Source organism: Chromobacterium sp. FG22 (genome assembly GCF_057809415.1).
Window position 1 is genome coordinate 123,832 of sequence record NZ_JBMDJX010000002.1, and the last position, 14,346, is coordinate 138,177.

The following is a 14,346-nucleotide window of genomic DNA, read 5'->3' on the forward strand; positions in this document are numbered from 1 at the left end:
CCTGTGCCGCCGGCCGCGCGCATGCGTCTCCGCCATCCTGTCACCCAGACCCCGCCGGCCGATGTCGCCGGCGAAAATGGACCGGCCCGCCCCTTGCCGCCCGGGCGCGCCTTCTTTCAGCATCAACTCCACTATCGGCATTTGCAAGGTATTCCATTAGCCCGTCGGTCAGGCAAGCGGCTTCGCATGACGTGCGAATTCACCGTCAAACTCGCGCAAAGCCTGCTAGATAACGCAGCGCGCCGCCGCTTGTCACGCGGCTGTAAATATTGCCGCCGCGTCCGCTGTGGCGCGCTCCCCACGTTCGGCCGCTCCGCGGCCCGCTTTTAGCGCGTCGGCATGGACCGGTGCGTGGCTCTGGCTTTAATGTCTATAAATAAGGGCAAGACGCCGGGCTTCGCCTCCGCGCGCGCGCGGCCGCGGCAGACCGCCATAGAACAAGCTTCGCAAGGTATTGGGGAAAGAAGAATGGAACAGCAGAAATGGGGCCGCCTGAGCACCCGCATCATTCTGGTGGCCGCCGCCGCCATCGCCGTCGGCTTCGCCGTCATGATCGGCCTGATCGCCTGGCAGAGCTATAGCTCGGCGGTGGACCAGGGCTACAAGCTGGCCTCGGAGCAGGCCAGCAGCTACGCCAAGGACGCGGAAAGCGACTTCGCCCGCAACTTCACCCTGCCGCGCCATCTGGCCGACGCGGTGCAGGGCATACAGCGCGTCGCGCACCCGGACCGCAAGCACACCGACAACACCATCCAGCAGATGCTGGACAACGCGCCGCAATCCGTGGGCCTGTGGATGTTGTGGGAGCCCAACGCCTTCGACGGCAACGACAACGGCTTCCGCATGGACTGGCCGCGCCACGACCCCACCGGCCGCTACCAGCCCTATGTCACCAAGAACGACAAGGGCAAGGCGCAGATGGACGTGATGATGTCGGCGGACCGGGTCAAGGAATTCCCCAAGTTCAAGGAGCATCCGGAAAGCTATCAGCCGGACTACGAAAAACCGGGCTGGGGCGATTTCTACTACGTGCCCAAGCAACGCGGCCGCGACACCATCACCGAGCCCTACCCCTACGAGGTGCAGAACCGCAAGATCCTGGAAAGCTCGCTGGCCGTGGTGATCAAGGACGCCGCCGGCAAGATGCTGGGCGTGTCCGCCACCGACATCGCGCTGGACGATCTGCAAAAAAAATTCGGCCAGATCCGGCTGTATGAAACCGGCTACGTCAGCATGCTGTCCGAAGGCGGCCTCTACGTGGTGAACCCGGAAGCCGGCCTGCTGGGCAAACCCGCGCCCAAGGACAGCCCGCTGACGCCCTATCTGGCCAAGATCAAGCAAGGCGAGGACTTCGTCTACGAGGCCGGCGGCTTCACCCACTTCTTCCACCCGGTCAAAGTGGCCAATACCGGCCAGTTCTGGACGCTGGGCGTCAGCATTCCCACCGCCGCCATCACCGCCGACGCGCGCAGGCAAAGCCTGACCGCGGTGCTGATCGGCGCGGTGGCGCTGGCGCTGATCCTGCTGGTGCTGGCCGGCGTGGTGCGCGCGCTGACCCGGCCGCTGAACCATCTGGCCGCCACCATGGAACAGTTGGCGTCAGGCAAGGGCGATCTGACCATACGCATCCCGATCCGCAACCGCGACGAAATCGGCCGCACCGCCGACGCCTTCAACCGCTTCATCGCCAGCCTGCGCGACATGTTCGTGGAAGTGCGCGAGCAAAGCCTGGCGGTCACCGCGGCGGCGGTGTCCCTGCAGGAGTCCGCGCGCCAAGTGGAAAGCGCCTCCGCCTCGCAATCGGACGCCGCCAGCGCCACCGCCGCCGGCGTGGAGGAAGTCACCGTCAGCGTGCAGCACATCGCCAACACCGCCCAACTGGCGGAGAGCACCGCGCGGGAAACCGGCAGCCTGACCGAGCAGAGCGTCGCCACCGTCAACCAGGTCACCGCCGAAATCCGCCGCATGACCGACAATATGCACGCGCTGGCGGAGCGGGTGAACGGCCTGGGCGCGCGTTCGGCCGAGGTCAGCACCATCGTCAACGTGATCAAGGACATCGCGGACCAGACCAATCTCTTGGCGCTGAACGCGGCGATCGAAGCGGCGCGCGCCGGGGAAATGGGCCGCGGCTTCGCCGTGGTGGCGGACGAGGTGCGCAATCTGGCCGGCCGCACCGCCGAGGCCACGGTGGAAATCAGCCGCATCGTCAACGCCATCGGCCAGGAAACCCGCGACGCGGTCAGCGATGTGCAAAAGAGCAGCCAGCTGGTGGGCAATAGCGTGGCCATCGCCGAAGACGCCAATCAGGCGATGCAAACCGTGCTGGACCGCAGCCACGGCCTGGTGGGCAGCATCGTCGACATCGCCTCCTCCACCCGCGAGCAATCCGCCGCCAGCCTGGAGATCGCCCAGAACGTGGAGCGCATCAGCAGCATGGCGCAGAGCAATAGCGACGTGGTGCGCCAGGTGGCCGCCTCGGTCGGCCATCTGCGCGAATTGTCGGCGCGGCTGGAGGCGCTGGTGGGCGATTTCCGCACTTGAACCTCCGGACCGCGAAAGGACAACCCTGATGACGGCAATCGACTGGTGGCCGTTTGTCGCCGCCTCGCTGCTGCTGGTGGTGACGCCGGGCGCCGGCACCCTGTCCATCCTCGGCGCGCTGAGCGGCGGCGGGCTGCGCGCCGGCTACGCGGCCCAGGCCGGCCTGCTGGCCGGCGACCTGATCCTGATCGCGCTGGCCGGCGGCGGCGTGGCGGCGCTGCTGGCCGCCCACCCTGGCTGGTTCGAGCTGCTGCGCTACGCTGGCGCGCTGTACCTGGCCTGGCTGGGCGCCAAGCTGCTGTTCCGCCGTGACGGCGGTGCCGCGGCCGTGACCGCGACGGATCAACGCAGCGCCGGCGCCTGCTTCCGCCGCTCGCTGTTGATTACCCTGGCCAATCCCAAGGCCATCCTGTTCTTCATGGCCTTCTTCCCGCAATTCCTGGACGCCGGCCGCGCCGGCCCGGCCGGCTTCGCTCAGCTGGCCGCGGTGTTCTGCCTGATCAATATGCTCTATCTGGCGCTGCTGGTGTGGCTGGCCGGCCATCTGCGCCGCCGCGCGTTCGCCCCCGGCGGCCGCCTGCTGCTCAAGCGCTTGCTGGGCGTCTGCTTTCTCAGCCTGGGGATCAAATACGCGCTGCGCTGAGAACCTGTTCACAGTCTGCTGCGCGTCGGCAGGATGGATGGAAAAGGGCGTTGAAACCGGCTTCGAAATGCTCATGTGCCACGAATACATTCCGCTTTCTCAGCCGCAAGGCCTTGTCTCGCTCTAGCTCGCGAGACTTTGAACAGGCTCTGGGCTCCAGCTTGCCCGCGCGCGGAAGTGTCCCTTTTCTGCCATCAATTTCGATAAATGCGACACGGGTCTTACCGCCGATCCGGAATTGGGATTACAATCCCGCAATTTTGTTCGGACCACAGGCAATGAACCACGCAACGACGCTTCCCGCACGACGCACCGCCCGCCACGGCGGCGATCTGGCGTTGGCGCGAGGCCTTGCCGTTCCCGGACCCCGACGCAGTAATAAAACAAGCTCCTGATGCCAGGGGCTTTTTTTTTACCCGCGACTCATAAAGCCAATATTGAAAGGACGCGACCATGGCCAACCCCCTCTACCGCAAACACATCATTTCCATACCGGACTTCAGCCGCGAGGAACTGGAGCTGGTGGTGGCCACGGCAGCCCGCCTGAAACAACAGCCGCGCAACGACCTGCTGAAGGACAAGCTGGTGGGCAGCTGTTTCTTCGAACCGTCCACCCGCACCCGGCTGTCCTTCGAGACCGCGGTGCAACGGCTGGGCGGCAGCGTCATCGGCTTCGCCGACGGCGGCAACACCAGCGCCAAAAAGGGCGAAACCCTGGCGGATTCGATCAAGATCATCGCGTCCTACACCGACGCGGTGGTGATGCGCCATCCCAAGGAAGGCGCGGCGCGGCTGGCCAGCGAATTCTCCGACGTGCCCATCATCAACGGCGGCGACGGCTCCAACCAGCACCCGACCCAAACCCTACTGGACCTGTTCACCATCCGCGAAACCCAGGGCACGCTGGAAAACCTCACCGTCGCCTTCGTCGGCGACCTCAAATACGGCCGCACCGTGCATTCGTTGACCCAGGCGCTGTCGCTGTTCGGCGCGCGCTTCTACTTCGTGTCGCCGGAGCAGTTGGCGATGCCGGACTACATCTGCGAAGAGCTGGACGAAAAAGGCATTCAGTACACCGTGGTCGGCAGCCTGGACGACGTGATCCCGCAAGTGGACGTGCTGTACATGACCCGGGTGCAGCGCGAGCGCTTCGACGAGGCCGAGTTCAAGAAAATCCAGGGCAAGTTCGTGCTGCGCGCCGACATGCTGCACAGCGCCCGCACCAATATGAAGATTCTGCACCCGCTGCCGCGCGTCGACGAGATCGAAACCAGCGTGGACGCCACGCCGCACGCTTATTACTTCGAACAGGCCAAGAACGGGGTCTACGCGCGCCAGGCGCTGCTGTCGCTGGTGTTGAACGAGACCGTCTGATTCAGGAAAAGGAAACCATCATGCAATACACCCGCACCGTAGAAGCGCTGAAGCAAGGCACCGTCATCGACCACATCCCGGCCGGCCAGGGCCTGATCATCCTGCGCCTGTTCAAGCTCAGCGAAACCGGCGAGCGCGTCACCGTGGGCCTGAACCTGTCCAGCCGCCACATGGGCGCCAAGGACATCATCAAGGTGGAGAACATCGCACTATCGGAGGAACAGGCCAACGAGCTGGCGCTGTTCGCGCCGCAGGCCACCGTCAACGTGATCGACAATTTCGAAGTGGTGAAGAAACACAAGCTGGCGCTGCCGGACACCATCGAAGGCATCTTCTCCTGCCCCAACTCCAATTGCGTCTCGCACAATGAGCCGGTGACCAGCTTTTTCTACGTCAAACCCCAGGCGCGCGACACAAAAATGAAATGCAAGTATTGCGAAAAGGTGTTCAGTAGGGATATCGTTGCAGAGGTGCGCTAAGTCGTACAAGGGTGAATAGAGAAATATCAAGAAAACACTGCGTTCGACAGTGGTAAAAAGCACGAGCAAGCGCCGCAGTCATCTGCGGCGCTTCTCATTTCAGGCTCAGGACGCCGCCGGGCCCTCGCTGGCGCCGTCGATGAAGCGCTGCAAGAACACCAGGTCCAGCCAGCGGCCGAACTTGAATCCCACCTGCGGCAGCATGCCCACCTGCTGGAAACCCAATTTTTCATGGAAGCGGATAGAACCCGCGTTGGCGGCGTCCACCGCGCCCACCATGGTGTGTTTGCCCAGCGCCTTGGCACGCGGGAACAGCGCTTGCACCAAGGCGGTGCCTATGCCCTTGCCGCGCGCGTCGGCGGACAGATGCACGCTGTGTTCCACGGTGAAGCGGTAGCCCGGCTTGACGCGGAAATCGCCAAAGCTGGAAAAGCCCAGGATCTTGCCGTTTTCCTCGGCCAACAGCACCGGATAACCGGCGGCGGTGCGGTCCTGGAACCAGACGGCGAACTCGCCGGCGGACAGCGGATCGTCGTTGTAGATGGCGGTGGTGGTGGCGATGACCTCGTTGTAGATATCGAGTATCGCCGCCAGGTCTTCCAGCGTGGCGTCGCGGATAATCATGTTCTGTCCCTTGCTGATGTGGCTTGTTTTTTGGATCGCGGGCACGGACGCCGACGCGGATCCTTAGAACCTATTTACGATCTGCTACGCGTCGGCGATACCGCGTTGAAACCAACTTCGAAATGCTCATGTACCACCTGTACATTCCGCTTTCTCAGCTGTTTTCGCCTTGTCTCGCCTTAGCTTGCGAGATCGTAAACACGTTCTTTAGGAATGCAAACAGTGTACCAGCAGCCGGTTCAGCCGGCAGCAGCCGGCTTTTTGCGCGGGCTGCGCTTCTTGCGCACCGGCGTCTCCGGCGTCGGCTCCGCCGCGGGCGGCGTTATCACGGGCGCCGCGAGCACGGATTCCCCGTCCTGTTTGAGCCGGATCTCGCAATGCAGTTTGGAGCCGTTTCGGCTTTCCTGCACCGTCAGGAAGTCCAGCTTTTTCACCATCTGCGACAGCCGGGAATGACCGTAAACCCGCGGGTCGAACGAGGGGTCGTTCTTGGCCAGATAAGTGCCCACCACCGACAGCTCGGCCCAGCCGCTGTCGCGCGACACCGCCTCGATCGCATTGGTGAACATGTCCTGCAGCGGATGGCGCTCCTTCTCCGGCTGCGGTTTGGCGCGGCTGCGCGCGCTGCGCGTCTTGGGTTTGTCGGCCACGCTCTTGGCCGCCGCCGGCTCCGGCCGCAGAATCTCGGTGAACACGAATTTGTCGCAGGCGGCGATGAAGGGCCGCGGCGTCTTGGACTGTTCGCCCAGGCCGATCACCATCAGCCCGGATTCGCGCAGCCGGGTGGCCAGCCGAGTGAAATCGCTGTCGGAGGACACCAGGCAGAAGCCGTCGAAATTGCCGGTGTAGAGCAGATCCATCGCGTCTATGATCAGCGCGGAGTCGGTGGAATTCTTGCCCTTGGTGTAGGCGAACTGCTGGATCGGCGAAATCGCGTACTGGTGCAGCACTTCCTTCCAGCCCTTCAGCTGGCTGGTGGTCCAGTCGCCGTAGGCGCGCTTGACCACGGCGGTGCCGTATTTGGCCACCTCGGCCAGCAACTCGGCGATCAGCGCCGACTGCGCGTTGTCCGCGTCGATCAATACCGCCAGTTTGCGGTTTTCCATGCTTGCTTTCCCTTAGGCAACCGAGCCATGCTAAAACCGGCCGTCGCGGCTGTCAAAACCGGCGGCCGGACGCGGCGATGAACCGCGGCTACGGCGGCGCGGCGCGCAGCGTCTGCTCCACAATGGCGGCAATCCGCCCCTCGCGCTTCATCTGCTCCAAGACGGCGTTCAGCTGCCGGATGAAATCGTCCAGATAGGGAAAACGCTGCTGGCCGTGCTTGGTGAAACCGACATAGGCCTGCTCGCCGTTCAGGCTGGCCGCCGCCACCAGTTCGCCGCGCTGCTCCGGGCTGATTGCGCCGCGCCGCTGCAAGCGCTCCAGCACGTAGAGAATGGACAGTTTGTCGTTCAAATAACAGTCGGTGCGGCCATTGATCAGCTTCAGCAGATTGCCCTGGGTGTCCGGCGCCTCGTCCAGCTGGATGTCTCCGCGCTGCACCGCCAGCCAGAACGCCTTGCCGCCGGGACGGAAACCGGCGTTGTTGCCGAAGCGCAGGCCCAGGAAGTCCGCCGGCCAGTGCGGACGCGGCGCGCGCATGATCTCCGCCCGGCAATACACCGCCAGCTGCTCCTGCCAGAACGGCGCCGAATATCCCATGTAGTCGCGCTCCGGCCGGTAATACGGCGGCGACAGCGCCGGCGCGCGGCCGGCTTCCAGCTCGGACAGACCGCGCTTCCACGGCACCGGCCGCAGATCGATGCGATAGTCGCTCAAACGCTGCGAGGCCGCGCGCAGCACCTCGTTGTAAACGCCCTCCGCCCGGCCGTCCTTCTCGTAGGAATACGGCGGATAGCCGTTGTCGACCAAGACCACCACCTGGCGCGGCGGCGCGGCGGCGGCGCCCGCCGCCAGTCCGGCCAGCAACCATAACAACAAGCCCGATCTGATCATTTGAATGACATAATCCGTGTCGATAAACACGTTATAGCCGCTGCGCCGTCCAGGCGTTGGCACGAGTCTTGCAGCGTCGCAGGCATCGTCCACTCCCGCCGCGAGGCCCGCCATGAAACTGTTTTCGCGCCAAACGCCCGCCGCCACCAGCGAGGTGGTGATGTTCAATTATCGCCGGCCGGTGCGCGCGCGCCAGGTGGCGCTGGGCGGCGGCGGCCGCCTGTGGCTGGTCGAGGCGCTGGACCCGACCCACAATGTCTGGGTATGGCAGGAAGAATCCAGCCAAGCGGAGGCCGCGGTGGACTCCGCGCGCCGGCTCAGTCTGATGCTGAACTGAACCGGAATGGTGCGCCGCGGCACCAAGCTGGCGCGCGGACAAGCAAAAAGCCGCCCTTGGGCGGCTTGGATCGCGCTACGCGTCTTCGCTTATTTCTTGGCGACGCTCTTGCCGAAGCTTTCCGCGGCGGCGCGCATCTTGGGCAGCAGCACCGGCTCGGCGGCCTTCAGCGTATCGCCGGCGATGGTGTTGATGATCTGCGGCTGCTGCTTCAGCAGCTTCTGACCGGCGGCGGTCTTGTAGAACACGTTGATCTGCTTGAGTTCGTCGGCGCTGAACTGAGCGCTGTAGGCCTTGGCCACGGTCTGTTCGAACTGCTGCTTGGCCGCGCTGGAACCGAAGTAATCGCTGGCCAGCTTGTGCACGTTCTCGCCGTAGGTCTTGAAGCCTTCCTGCGCTTTTTTCTGCTGGGCTTCGCTCAGCTTGATCTTGTTCTTGACGAAGTATTCCTGCAGCAGCGGCATGGCGCTGGCGGTGGTGCGCTGCGCCAGCTCCGGCAGCATATTGTTCAGGTTCAGCGTGGCGGACAACTCTTTGACGGCGGCGTCCTGGGCGGCGTCGGCGTGCGCCAGCAGCGGCAAAGTCAGCGCCAGGGCGGCCAGGCCGGCTTTGAGCGGGCGTGATGCGAACATGTGGAATCCTTTGGCTTGAGTTGGAAACAGCTGGCGTCGGCCAGGCCGACGCGGAAACACCGGCAGTGTGACACCGCCGCCGCCGCAGGTCAAAAAAGACCGGGAGCCGTCTCCTAGCGCGCCGCCGCGGGCGCCGGCGGCAGCTGACTCTGCCAACCCTGATAGGCACCGATATTGGCGCGGGTGATCAGCTGCACCGGCACCGTCACCGTGCGCGGCTTGGCTTTGGGATTGTCCAGCAATTGACGGCCCAGCTTCACCGCCTCCACGCCGATAGCGTACGGGGCCTGGCTGGAGGACGCCACGATCTGGCTATCGCCGCGCAGCGCCTTCTCGATGTCCGGCGAACCGTCCACGCCGGCTATCATCACCTCCTTGCGGCCCGCCTCCCTCACCGCCTGCTCCGCCCCCAGCGCCTGGCGGTCGTTGCTGGCGAACACGCCGTTGATCTCCGGGTAGCGCCGCAGATGCCGCTCCATCAGCCGCTTGCCGCCCCAGCTGGACGCCAAACCGCTCTCCTGATGGCTGAGCAGCCGGATCTTGGGGAAAGCGGCCAGACTGCGGCGACAGCCGGCCACCCGGTCCCAGACCGAAGACACCGGCGGACCGCTCTGAATCACCAACGCGCCGCGGCCGCGCATCCGCTCCGCCAGATAACGGCAAGCCAGCGCGCCGGCCTGGACATTGTCCGATTTGACCGTGCCGTCGGCGCCGGGCGCGTCCACGTCCACCGCCACCACCCGCACCCCGGCCTGATGCGCCAGCCGCACCAGCGGCGCCACCGCCTTGCTGTCCGCGGCCACCAGCAGGATCAGCTCCACCTGCTGGCGCAGCAGCTGCCGCACTTGTTCCTCCTGCCGCTCCAGGCTGAAATTGGCGGACAGGGTGGTGACTTGCGCATTGGGATTGGCCGCGCGCGCCTCGTTCAGCGCGCCGCGCGCGACGATCTGGTAGAAAGGGTTGTCCAGCGCTCCCACGGAGATGCCGATGCGGCTCAAGGGCGCGGCGTAAACGGCTCCGGCCAGGGACAGCCAGCAACAGGCAAGGAATCGGCTCGATCTCATGGCCACCCAGGATGGTTAGATGCGTGTCACCCCAGTTTAGATCACGCCGACCCCGCTACGAAACCGGACTCGGCGCCGCCGAGCCAGGGCGAGGCAAGGCCTTGCGGCCGAAGCCGCGGATAGGCGAGCCCGCTATCGCCCGCCGCAAGGCGGCAGACAGTCAACCGCTTCTCAAGCCGCCTGGTTCAAGCTGGCCCTCACCCTTTGCGCCAGCAAATCCAGCTGCAACCAGCCCTCCTCCCACTGCCCGTGGCCGGACTCCACATTGATGTGGCCGGCCTGGCGCAGCCAGGCGATGGGCGCGCGCCAGTAACCGGCCAGCCGCGCCGCGCGCGGGGTCTTGCAGAAGGGATCGTTGCTGCTCGCCACCATTCTGGCGGGAAACGGCAGGGCTTGGCGCGGCGTCGGCGCAAAGCCCATCAGCTCGCGCGGCACGAAGGGCCGCTCCACGTCCGCCGGCGCCACCAGCAAGGCGCCGGCGATCCGCCGCGGATGGCGCTGGGCGTAATGCGCCACCGCCACGCAACCCAGGCTGTGGGCGATGACGATGACCGGCTTGCGCGTCCGATCCAGCGCCTGATCCAAACCCCGCAGCCAGTCGTCCAGCTGCGGCGCGTCCCAATCGCCCACCTCCACCCGCGCGGCGTTCAAGCGGCGTTGCCAATGGCTTTGCCAGTGCCGCGGGCCGGAATTGCGCCAGCCGGGCTGAATGATCAAGTCGAAATCCGCCAGCGAAGGTTCCATCGCTCAGCTCCTCAAAGGGGGAACTCGCACTGTAGAATGACTTTGATATTCTTGGAAATGATATTGAACGAGAAACTTATTCCCTATTCCTCTAAAAGATCACGCCATTACATAGACTTATTTGGAATTTAAAGATAAAAAACAATCACTTCTGGCGCTAAAACATTTCTGATTAGATGCATTCATCGCTTGCCTCCTCAGGACACCGCCATGCCACGTCATACCTTCCGCCACGCCCTGCTGTCTCTCGCCCTGTTCGGCGCCGCCGCGCCGCTGCTGGCCGCCGAGTTGCTCAACGTTTCTTACGACCCCACCCGCGAGCTGTATCAGGACGTCAACAAGGCTTTCGCCGAACAATGGAAGAAACAGGGCGGCGACGTCGCCATCAAGCAATCGCACGGCGGCTCCGGCAAGCAATCGCTGGCCATCCAGCACGGCCTGGAAGCCGATGTGGCCACGCTGGCGCTGGCCTACGACATCGACGTGCTGGCGGACCAGGGCCTGCTGCCCAAGAACTGGCAAAGCCGGCTGCCGGACAATAGCTCGCCCTACACCTCCACCATCGTGTTCCTGGTGCGCAAGGGCAACCCCAAGGGCATCCGCGACTGGGGCGATCTGATCAAGCCCGGCATCCAGGTGATCACGCCCAATCCCAAAACCTCCGGCGGCGCGCGCTGGAATTATCTGGCGGCCTGGGGCTATGCGCTGAAGCAGCCCGGCGGCAACGAGGCCAAGGCCCGCGCCTATGTCGGCGAACTGTACAAGCACGTGCCGGTGCTGGACACCGGCGCGCGCGGCGCGACGCTGACCTTCGCCCAGCGCGGCTTGGGCGACGTGTTGCTGGCCTGGGAAAACGAGGCGGTGCTGGCGGTGAAGGAACTGGGTCCGGACAAATTCGACATCGTCACCCCTTCGCTGTCCATCCTGGCCGAACCGCCGGTGGCGGTGGTGGACAAGGTGGCCGACAAGAAAGGCAATCGCAAGCTGGCCGAAGCCTATCTGAAGTTCCTGTACACCCCGCAGGGACAGACCATCGCCGCGCAGAACTACTACCGGCCGCGCGACGCCAAGATCGCCGCGCAATACGCCGGCCAGTTCCCCAAGGTCAAGCTGTTCACGCTGAAAGACACTTTCGGCGATTGGCGCGGCGCCCAGCACAAACACTTCGCCGACGGCGGCGTGTTTGATCAGCTCATCACCAAGAAATAACCCGCCCCTCAACGCGAACAGCCCGGCAAAGCCGGGCTGTTGTCAATGCGGGAAACGCGGATCAGGCCGTCTGGCTTTCTCTCCAGGTCAGCCACACCCGCATGTCGAACTCCAGCTGGTGGTAGTCCGGCTCCATGTGGCAGCACAGCTGGTAGAAGGCCTTGTTGTGGTCCTTCTCCTTCAGGTGGGCCAGCTCATGCACCACGATCATGCGCAGGAAGGGCAAGGGCGCGTCGCGAAACAGCGCGGCGATGCGGATTTCGTTCTTGGTCTTCAGCTTGCCGCCCTGCACCCGCGACACAAAGGTATTGGTGCCCAGCGTGCCCTTGACCGGGTGCTGCTGGCTGTCGTACCTCACCTTGGCCGGCAAGGCGGCGTTCTTCAGATAACGCAGCTTGATCTCGGACACGTACTGATACAGCGCCTTGTCCGTCTGCACATCGTGGCTTTCCGGATACTTGCGCGCCAGCCAGCCGCCCAGCTGGCCGGAATCCAGCAGCGCCTGCACCTGGCCGAGCAAGGCGGCGGGATAATGCTGCAAATAGTTGAGGGTAGACATCGCGCCATTGTAAAACGACTGCGCGATCAGGTGTTGCCGCGGCGCAAACCGGCATTACAGCAAGCAGGACGGATCGTCCCACTGATAACTGAGCGCCAGCGCGCGCCGGCCGCCGACGGTGTCCACCTCGCAAGGCGCGGACGCCTCGCCGCCCAGCGCCCGGTAAAAGGCGCAGGCGTCCCGGTTGGCCTGGTAGGCCCACAGAAACAAGGGCCGCCCCGGCGCGACGCGCAAGGCCTCCGCCGCCGCCGCCGCCATCAGCGCGCGGCCGATGCCGCGTCCCTGCTGCCCGGCCTTCACATGCAGATTATCCAGATACACGCCCCGCTCCGGCGCCTCGTCCGGCAATAGGCAAACAAAGCCCGCCGGCTCATCCTGCCACAGCGCCAGCCGCACCCACAGCGCGCCCGGCGCGGCGAAGCGCTCCCGCCACATGGCCAGGCGTTCGTCCGCGGCGCGCAAATCCAGGTATTCGTCCGGCAAGATGCCGCGATAATGCTCTTGCCAACTGGCGACATGCAGCGCCGCGATCCGCTCGGCGTCCCGAGCGTCGGCCGCTCGCAACAACAAACCCTGATTCATGTTCGCTCCCCTTGCCGCGGTGGTTCCACACCGGCGGTCCAACTGGCTCTGGCCAAGGCCGCCGGCAATCGAGACAATACCGATACCGCCTACCTTATGCGAGGAAGACTTTCCATGCATGTCGTGATTTTTCGCGCCGCCACGCGGCAACTGGATGCGGAATACTCCGCGGTCGCCCAGCAGATGCGCCGGCTGGCCATGGAGCGCTTCGGCTGCCTCGCCTTTGTTTCCGCCTGTGAGGACGGGCAGGAAATCGCCTTGTCCTACTGGCCGGACGCCGACAGCATCCGCGCCTGGAAGGCGCATGCCGACCACGTGCTGGCGCAGCAACTGGGACGGGAGCGCTGGTATCGGCAATACCGGGTGGAGGTGGCCTGTATCGAACGCAGCTATGAATGGACCTTGGACGCGTCAGACTGAAGTCCGCGGCATGGCCCTGTTTCACGTGGAACCGGACCGTAGCGCGACTAGCCGCTTTTTATCCGCGCCCGCGCTTTCTTTAGCCGCTTTTTACGCGCCGGAGCCTAGCATGCAGCCAAGATCCCACTGCGAGGCCCTTGCCGATGAGCGCAAGCAAACCCGTCCGCCGCGCGCTGCCGACGCGCGGCATTCCCGACTATCTGCCGGACGATGACGCGGCGCCCTTGGCGCTGCGCCGTTATATTCTCAACGCCCGCTTTCCGGCCGCGCCCGCCCGGACCCCGCCCGATGGCGGCTGGCGAGCGTCCTTGCGCGCCTGGTGGCGCTTGGTGAGCGCGCGGCGATGAAGCGCGGCGATCTCGCCCTGCGCCACCGCCGGCTATTGCACGCTTACGCCCAGGCCCGCCATCAGGATAGGCCCTGGCTCAAACGCAAGACGCGGCTGCCGCGCGCGGCCCAAACGGGCTTGCTGCAGCGGCTGCGCGCCTGGCTACGCCTTATTTGAGCCGCAGCGGCTCCACCAGCACATTGTTGGACTCGTCGGCCAGCCACATCTGACCGTCCTGAATGGTGGCGCTCAACTGCATGCTGCGCTGGCAGATGGCGACCAGTTCCGCCAGCGTGGCCGTCTCGACGCGAAACACGCTGAGCTTGTCCAGCCGGGCCAGCTTGTTCTCCATCTGCGGCCACCACACTTCGCTAGCGCGGCCGCCGTAGCTGTACAACACCACGCGCTCGGCGCGGCTGCACGCTTTCTTCAGCCGTTTTTCGTCGGGCTCGCCCAGTTCCACCCACAGCTCGATCTCGTCGGCATAGTTTTTCTGCCACAACTCGGGCTCGTCGTCGGCGCTCAGACCGCGGCTGAATTGCAGGGTTTCGCTGGCGTTGAGCGCAAAGGCGGCCAGACGCAGCATCATGCGTTCCACGGTTTCGGACGGATGCTGGGCCAGCGTCAGCTGATGACTGGCGTAATAGCCGCGATCCATGTCGGATACGGCGAGATTGGCTTTATAAATGGTGGCGGACAGGGCCATGCGGAAACCGGCTTTGCGAAAAAAGAAGCCATTGTACGGGGCCGCCGGCCATTGCGCCCGTTCAATCGCTAGACGGCGGGGCGCGCCGCCATGAACGGCCTCT

At 64.7% G+C, this 14,346-nt stretch carries 17 protein-coding genes; 8 read left to right on the forward strand and 9 right to left on the reverse strand.

What is annotated here, in order from left to right; genetic code table 11:
• Window positions 1–468 precede the first annotated feature (468 nt).
• The 4 genes from ACODSD_RS02660 to pyrI all read left to right on the forward strand — a co-directional run bounded on the left by ACODSD_RS02660 (window position 469) and on the right by pyrI (window position 5,040).
• Window positions 469–2,544 carry a methyl-accepting chemotaxis protein gene (locus ACODSD_RS02660; protein WP_227105813.1) on the forward strand — a complete coding sequence of 692 codons (2,076 nt, stop codon included), beginning with the start codon at window positions 469–471 and terminating at the stop codon, window positions 2,542–2,544.
• Window positions 2,545–2,572: 28 nt separating this feature from the next.
• The gene (locus tag ACODSD_RS02665; protein ID WP_488876730.1) at window positions 2,573–3,187 is read left to right on the forward strand and encodes a LysE family transporter; all 615 of its coding nucleotides are present in this window, start codon (window positions 2,573–2,575) and stop codon (window positions 3,185–3,187) included.
• A 453-nt stretch (window positions 3,188–3,640) separates the two neighbouring features.
• Window positions 3,641–4,561, forward strand: coding sequence for an aspartate carbamoyltransferase (gene pyrB / locus ACODSD_RS02670; RefSeq protein WP_107801269.1), 921 nt, complete (start codon window positions 3,641–3,643; stop codon window positions 4,559–4,561).
• A 20-nt stretch (window positions 4,562–4,581) separates the two neighbouring features.
• On the forward strand, window positions 4,582–5,040 hold the full coding sequence (gene pyrI / locus ACODSD_RS02675; RefSeq protein WP_107801270.1) for an aspartate carbamoyltransferase regulatory subunit: 459 nt from the start codon (window positions 4,582–4,584) through the stop codon (window positions 5,038–5,040).
• 105 nt (window positions 5,041–5,145) lie between these two features.
• Here pyrI and ACODSD_RS02680 read toward each other — a convergent pair whose 3' ends face one another.
• The 3 genes from ACODSD_RS02680 to ACODSD_RS02690 all read right to left on the reverse strand — a co-directional run bounded on the left by ACODSD_RS02680 (window position 5,146) and on the right by ACODSD_RS02690 (window position 7,662).
• Window positions 5,146–5,664 (reverse strand): GNAT family N-acetyltransferase, encoded by a 519-nt coding sequence (locus tag ACODSD_RS02680; RefSeq protein WP_107801271.1) that lies wholly within the window; start codon window positions 5,662–5,664, stop codon window positions 5,146–5,148.
• Between the two features lie 239 nt (window positions 5,665–5,903).
• The gene (locus ACODSD_RS02685) at window positions 5,904–6,770 is read right to left on the reverse strand and encodes an NYN domain-containing protein (RefSeq protein ID WP_107801272.1); all 867 of its coding nucleotides are present in this window, start codon (window positions 6,768–6,770) and stop codon (window positions 5,904–5,906) included.
• A gap of 88 nt (window positions 6,771–6,858) precedes the next feature.
• Entirely contained in the window at window positions 6,859–7,662 is an 804-nt protein-coding gene (locus ACODSD_RS02690; protein WP_488876731.1) for a substrate-binding periplasmic protein, read from the reverse strand.
• Window positions 7,663–7,774: 112 nt separating this feature from the next.
• On the opposite strand from ACODSD_RS02690, the gene ACODSD_RS02695 reads away from it, so the two are divergent.
• Window positions 7,775–7,999 (forward strand): hypothetical protein, encoded by a 225-nt coding sequence (locus ACODSD_RS02695; RefSeq protein ID WP_488876732.1) that lies wholly within the window; start codon window positions 7,775–7,777, stop codon window positions 7,997–7,999.
• A gap of 89 nt (window positions 8,000–8,088) precedes the next feature.
• Here ACODSD_RS02695 and ACODSD_RS02700 read toward each other — a convergent pair whose 3' ends face one another.
• The 3 genes from ACODSD_RS02700 to ACODSD_RS02710 all read right to left on the reverse strand — a co-directional run bounded on the left by ACODSD_RS02700 (window position 8,089) and on the right by ACODSD_RS02710 (window position 10,439).
• Window positions 8,089–8,631: a DUF2059 domain-containing protein gene (locus ACODSD_RS02700; RefSeq protein ID WP_107801275.1), complete on the reverse strand. Its 543-nt coding sequence runs from the start codon at window positions 8,629–8,631 to the stop codon at window positions 8,089–8,091.
• Between the two features lie 113 nt (window positions 8,632–8,744).
• A complete protein-coding gene (locus tag ACODSD_RS02705) occupies window positions 8,745–9,695 on the reverse strand; it encodes a substrate-binding domain-containing protein (protein ID WP_235085637.1) in 951 nt (316 codons plus the stop codon).
• 171 nt (window positions 9,696–9,866) lie between these two features.
• Window positions 9,867–10,439: an RBBP9/YdeN family alpha/beta hydrolase gene (locus tag ACODSD_RS02710; protein WP_107801277.1), complete on the reverse strand. Its 573-nt coding sequence runs from the start codon at window positions 10,437–10,439 to the stop codon at window positions 9,867–9,869.
• A gap of 210 nt (window positions 10,440–10,649) precedes the next feature.
• On the opposite strand from ACODSD_RS02710, the gene ACODSD_RS02715 reads away from it, so the two are divergent.
• Window positions 10,650–11,648 carry a sulfate ABC transporter substrate-binding protein gene (locus tag ACODSD_RS02715; protein ID WP_235085634.1) on the forward strand — a complete coding sequence of 333 codons (999 nt, stop codon included), beginning with the start codon at window positions 10,650–10,652 and terminating at the stop codon, window positions 11,646–11,648.
• A gap of 61 nt (window positions 11,649–11,709) precedes the next feature.
• On the opposite strand, the gene ACODSD_RS02720 is transcribed toward ACODSD_RS02715, so the two are convergent.
• The gene (locus tag ACODSD_RS02720; protein WP_488876733.1) at window positions 11,710–12,207 is read right to left on the reverse strand and encodes a M48 metallopeptidase family protein; all 498 of its coding nucleotides are present in this window, start codon (window positions 12,205–12,207) and stop codon (window positions 11,710–11,712) included.
• A 54-nt stretch (window positions 12,208–12,261) separates the two neighbouring features.
• On the reverse strand, window positions 12,262–12,789 hold the full coding sequence (locus tag ACODSD_RS02725) for a GNAT family N-acetyltransferase (RefSeq protein WP_158274389.1): 528 nt from the start codon (window positions 12,787–12,789) through the stop codon (window positions 12,262–12,264).
• A 114-nt stretch (window positions 12,790–12,903) separates the two neighbouring features.
• On the opposite strand from ACODSD_RS02725, the gene ACODSD_RS02730 reads away from it, so the two are divergent.
• Window positions 12,904–13,209, forward strand: a complete 306-nt coding sequence (locus tag ACODSD_RS02730; protein ID WP_488876734.1) for an antibiotic biosynthesis monooxygenase family protein — start codon at window positions 12,904–12,906, stop codon at window positions 13,207–13,209.
• Window positions 13,210–13,352: 143 nt separating this feature from the next.
• Complete coding sequence (locus ACODSD_RS02735; protein WP_107801282.1) at window positions 13,353–13,556, forward strand: hypothetical protein; 204 nt, start codon at window positions 13,353–13,355, stop codon at window positions 13,554–13,556.
• 150 nt (window positions 13,557–13,706) lie between these two features.
• Here ACODSD_RS02735 and ACODSD_RS02740 read toward each other — a convergent pair whose 3' ends face one another.
• Window positions 13,707–14,243 carry a YaeQ family protein gene (locus ACODSD_RS02740; protein ID WP_107801283.1) on the reverse strand — a complete coding sequence of 179 codons (537 nt, stop codon included), beginning with the start codon at window positions 14,241–14,243 and terminating at the stop codon, window positions 13,707–13,709.
• Window positions 14,244–14,346: the final 103 nt, after the last annotated feature.

Coding starts and splice junctions, on each gene's coding strand:
- ACODSD_RS02660 (WP_227105813.1), top strand. CDS start 469: ATGGAACAGCAGAAATGGGGCCGCCTGAGCACCCGCATCATTCTGGTG.
- ACODSD_RS02665 (WP_488876730.1), top strand. CDS start 2,573: ATGACGGCAATCGACTGGTGGCCGTTTGTCGCCGCCTCGCTGCTGCTG.
- pyrB (WP_107801269.1), top strand. CDS start 3,641: ATGGCCAACCCCCTCTACCGCAAACACATCATTTCCATACCGGACTTC.
- pyrI (WP_107801270.1), top strand. CDS start 4,582: ATGCAATACACCCGCACCGTAGAAGCGCTGAAGCAAGGCACCGTCATC.
- ACODSD_RS02680 (WP_107801271.1), bottom strand. CDS start 5,664: ATGATTATCCGCGACGCCACGCTGGAAGACCTGGCGGCGATACTCGAT.
- ACODSD_RS02685 (WP_107801272.1), bottom strand. CDS start 6,770: ATGGAAAACCGCAAACTGGCGGTATTGATCGACGCGGACAACGCGCAG.
- ACODSD_RS02690 (WP_488876731.1), bottom strand. CDS start 7,662: ATGATCAGATCGGGCTTGTTGTTATGGTTGCTGGCCGGACTGGCGGCG.
- ACODSD_RS02695 (WP_488876732.1), top strand. CDS start 7,775: ATGAAACTGTTTTCGCGCCAAACGCCCGCCGCCACCAGCGAGGTGGTG.
- ACODSD_RS02700 (WP_107801275.1), bottom strand. CDS start 8,631: ATGTTCGCATCACGCCCGCTCAAAGCCGGCCTGGCCGCCCTGGCGCTG.
- ACODSD_RS02705 (WP_235085637.1), bottom strand. CDS start 9,695: ATGAGATCGAGCCGATTCCTTGCCTGTTGCTGGCTGTCCCTGGCCGGA.
- ACODSD_RS02710 (WP_107801277.1), bottom strand. CDS start 10,439: ATGGAACCTTCGCTGGCGGATTTCGACTTGATCATTCAGCCCGGCTGG.
- ACODSD_RS02715 (WP_235085634.1), top strand. CDS start 10,650: ATGCCACGTCATACCTTCCGCCACGCCCTGCTGTCTCTCGCCCTGTTC.
- ACODSD_RS02720 (WP_488876733.1), bottom strand. CDS start 12,207: ATGTCTACCCTCAACTATTTGCAGCATTATCCCGCCGCCTTGCTCGGC.
- ACODSD_RS02725 (WP_158274389.1), bottom strand. CDS start 12,789: ATGAATCAGGGTTTGTTGTTGCGAGCGGCCGACGCTCGGGACGCCGAG.
- ACODSD_RS02730 (WP_488876734.1), top strand. CDS start 12,904: ATGCATGTCGTGATTTTTCGCGCCGCCACGCGGCAACTGGATGCGGAA.
- ACODSD_RS02735 (WP_107801282.1), top strand. CDS start 13,353: ATGAGCGCAAGCAAACCCGTCCGCCGCGCGCTGCCGACGCGCGGCATT.
- ACODSD_RS02740 (WP_107801283.1), bottom strand. CDS start 14,243: ATGGCCCTGTCCGCCACCATTTATAAAGCCAATCTCGCCGTATCCGAC.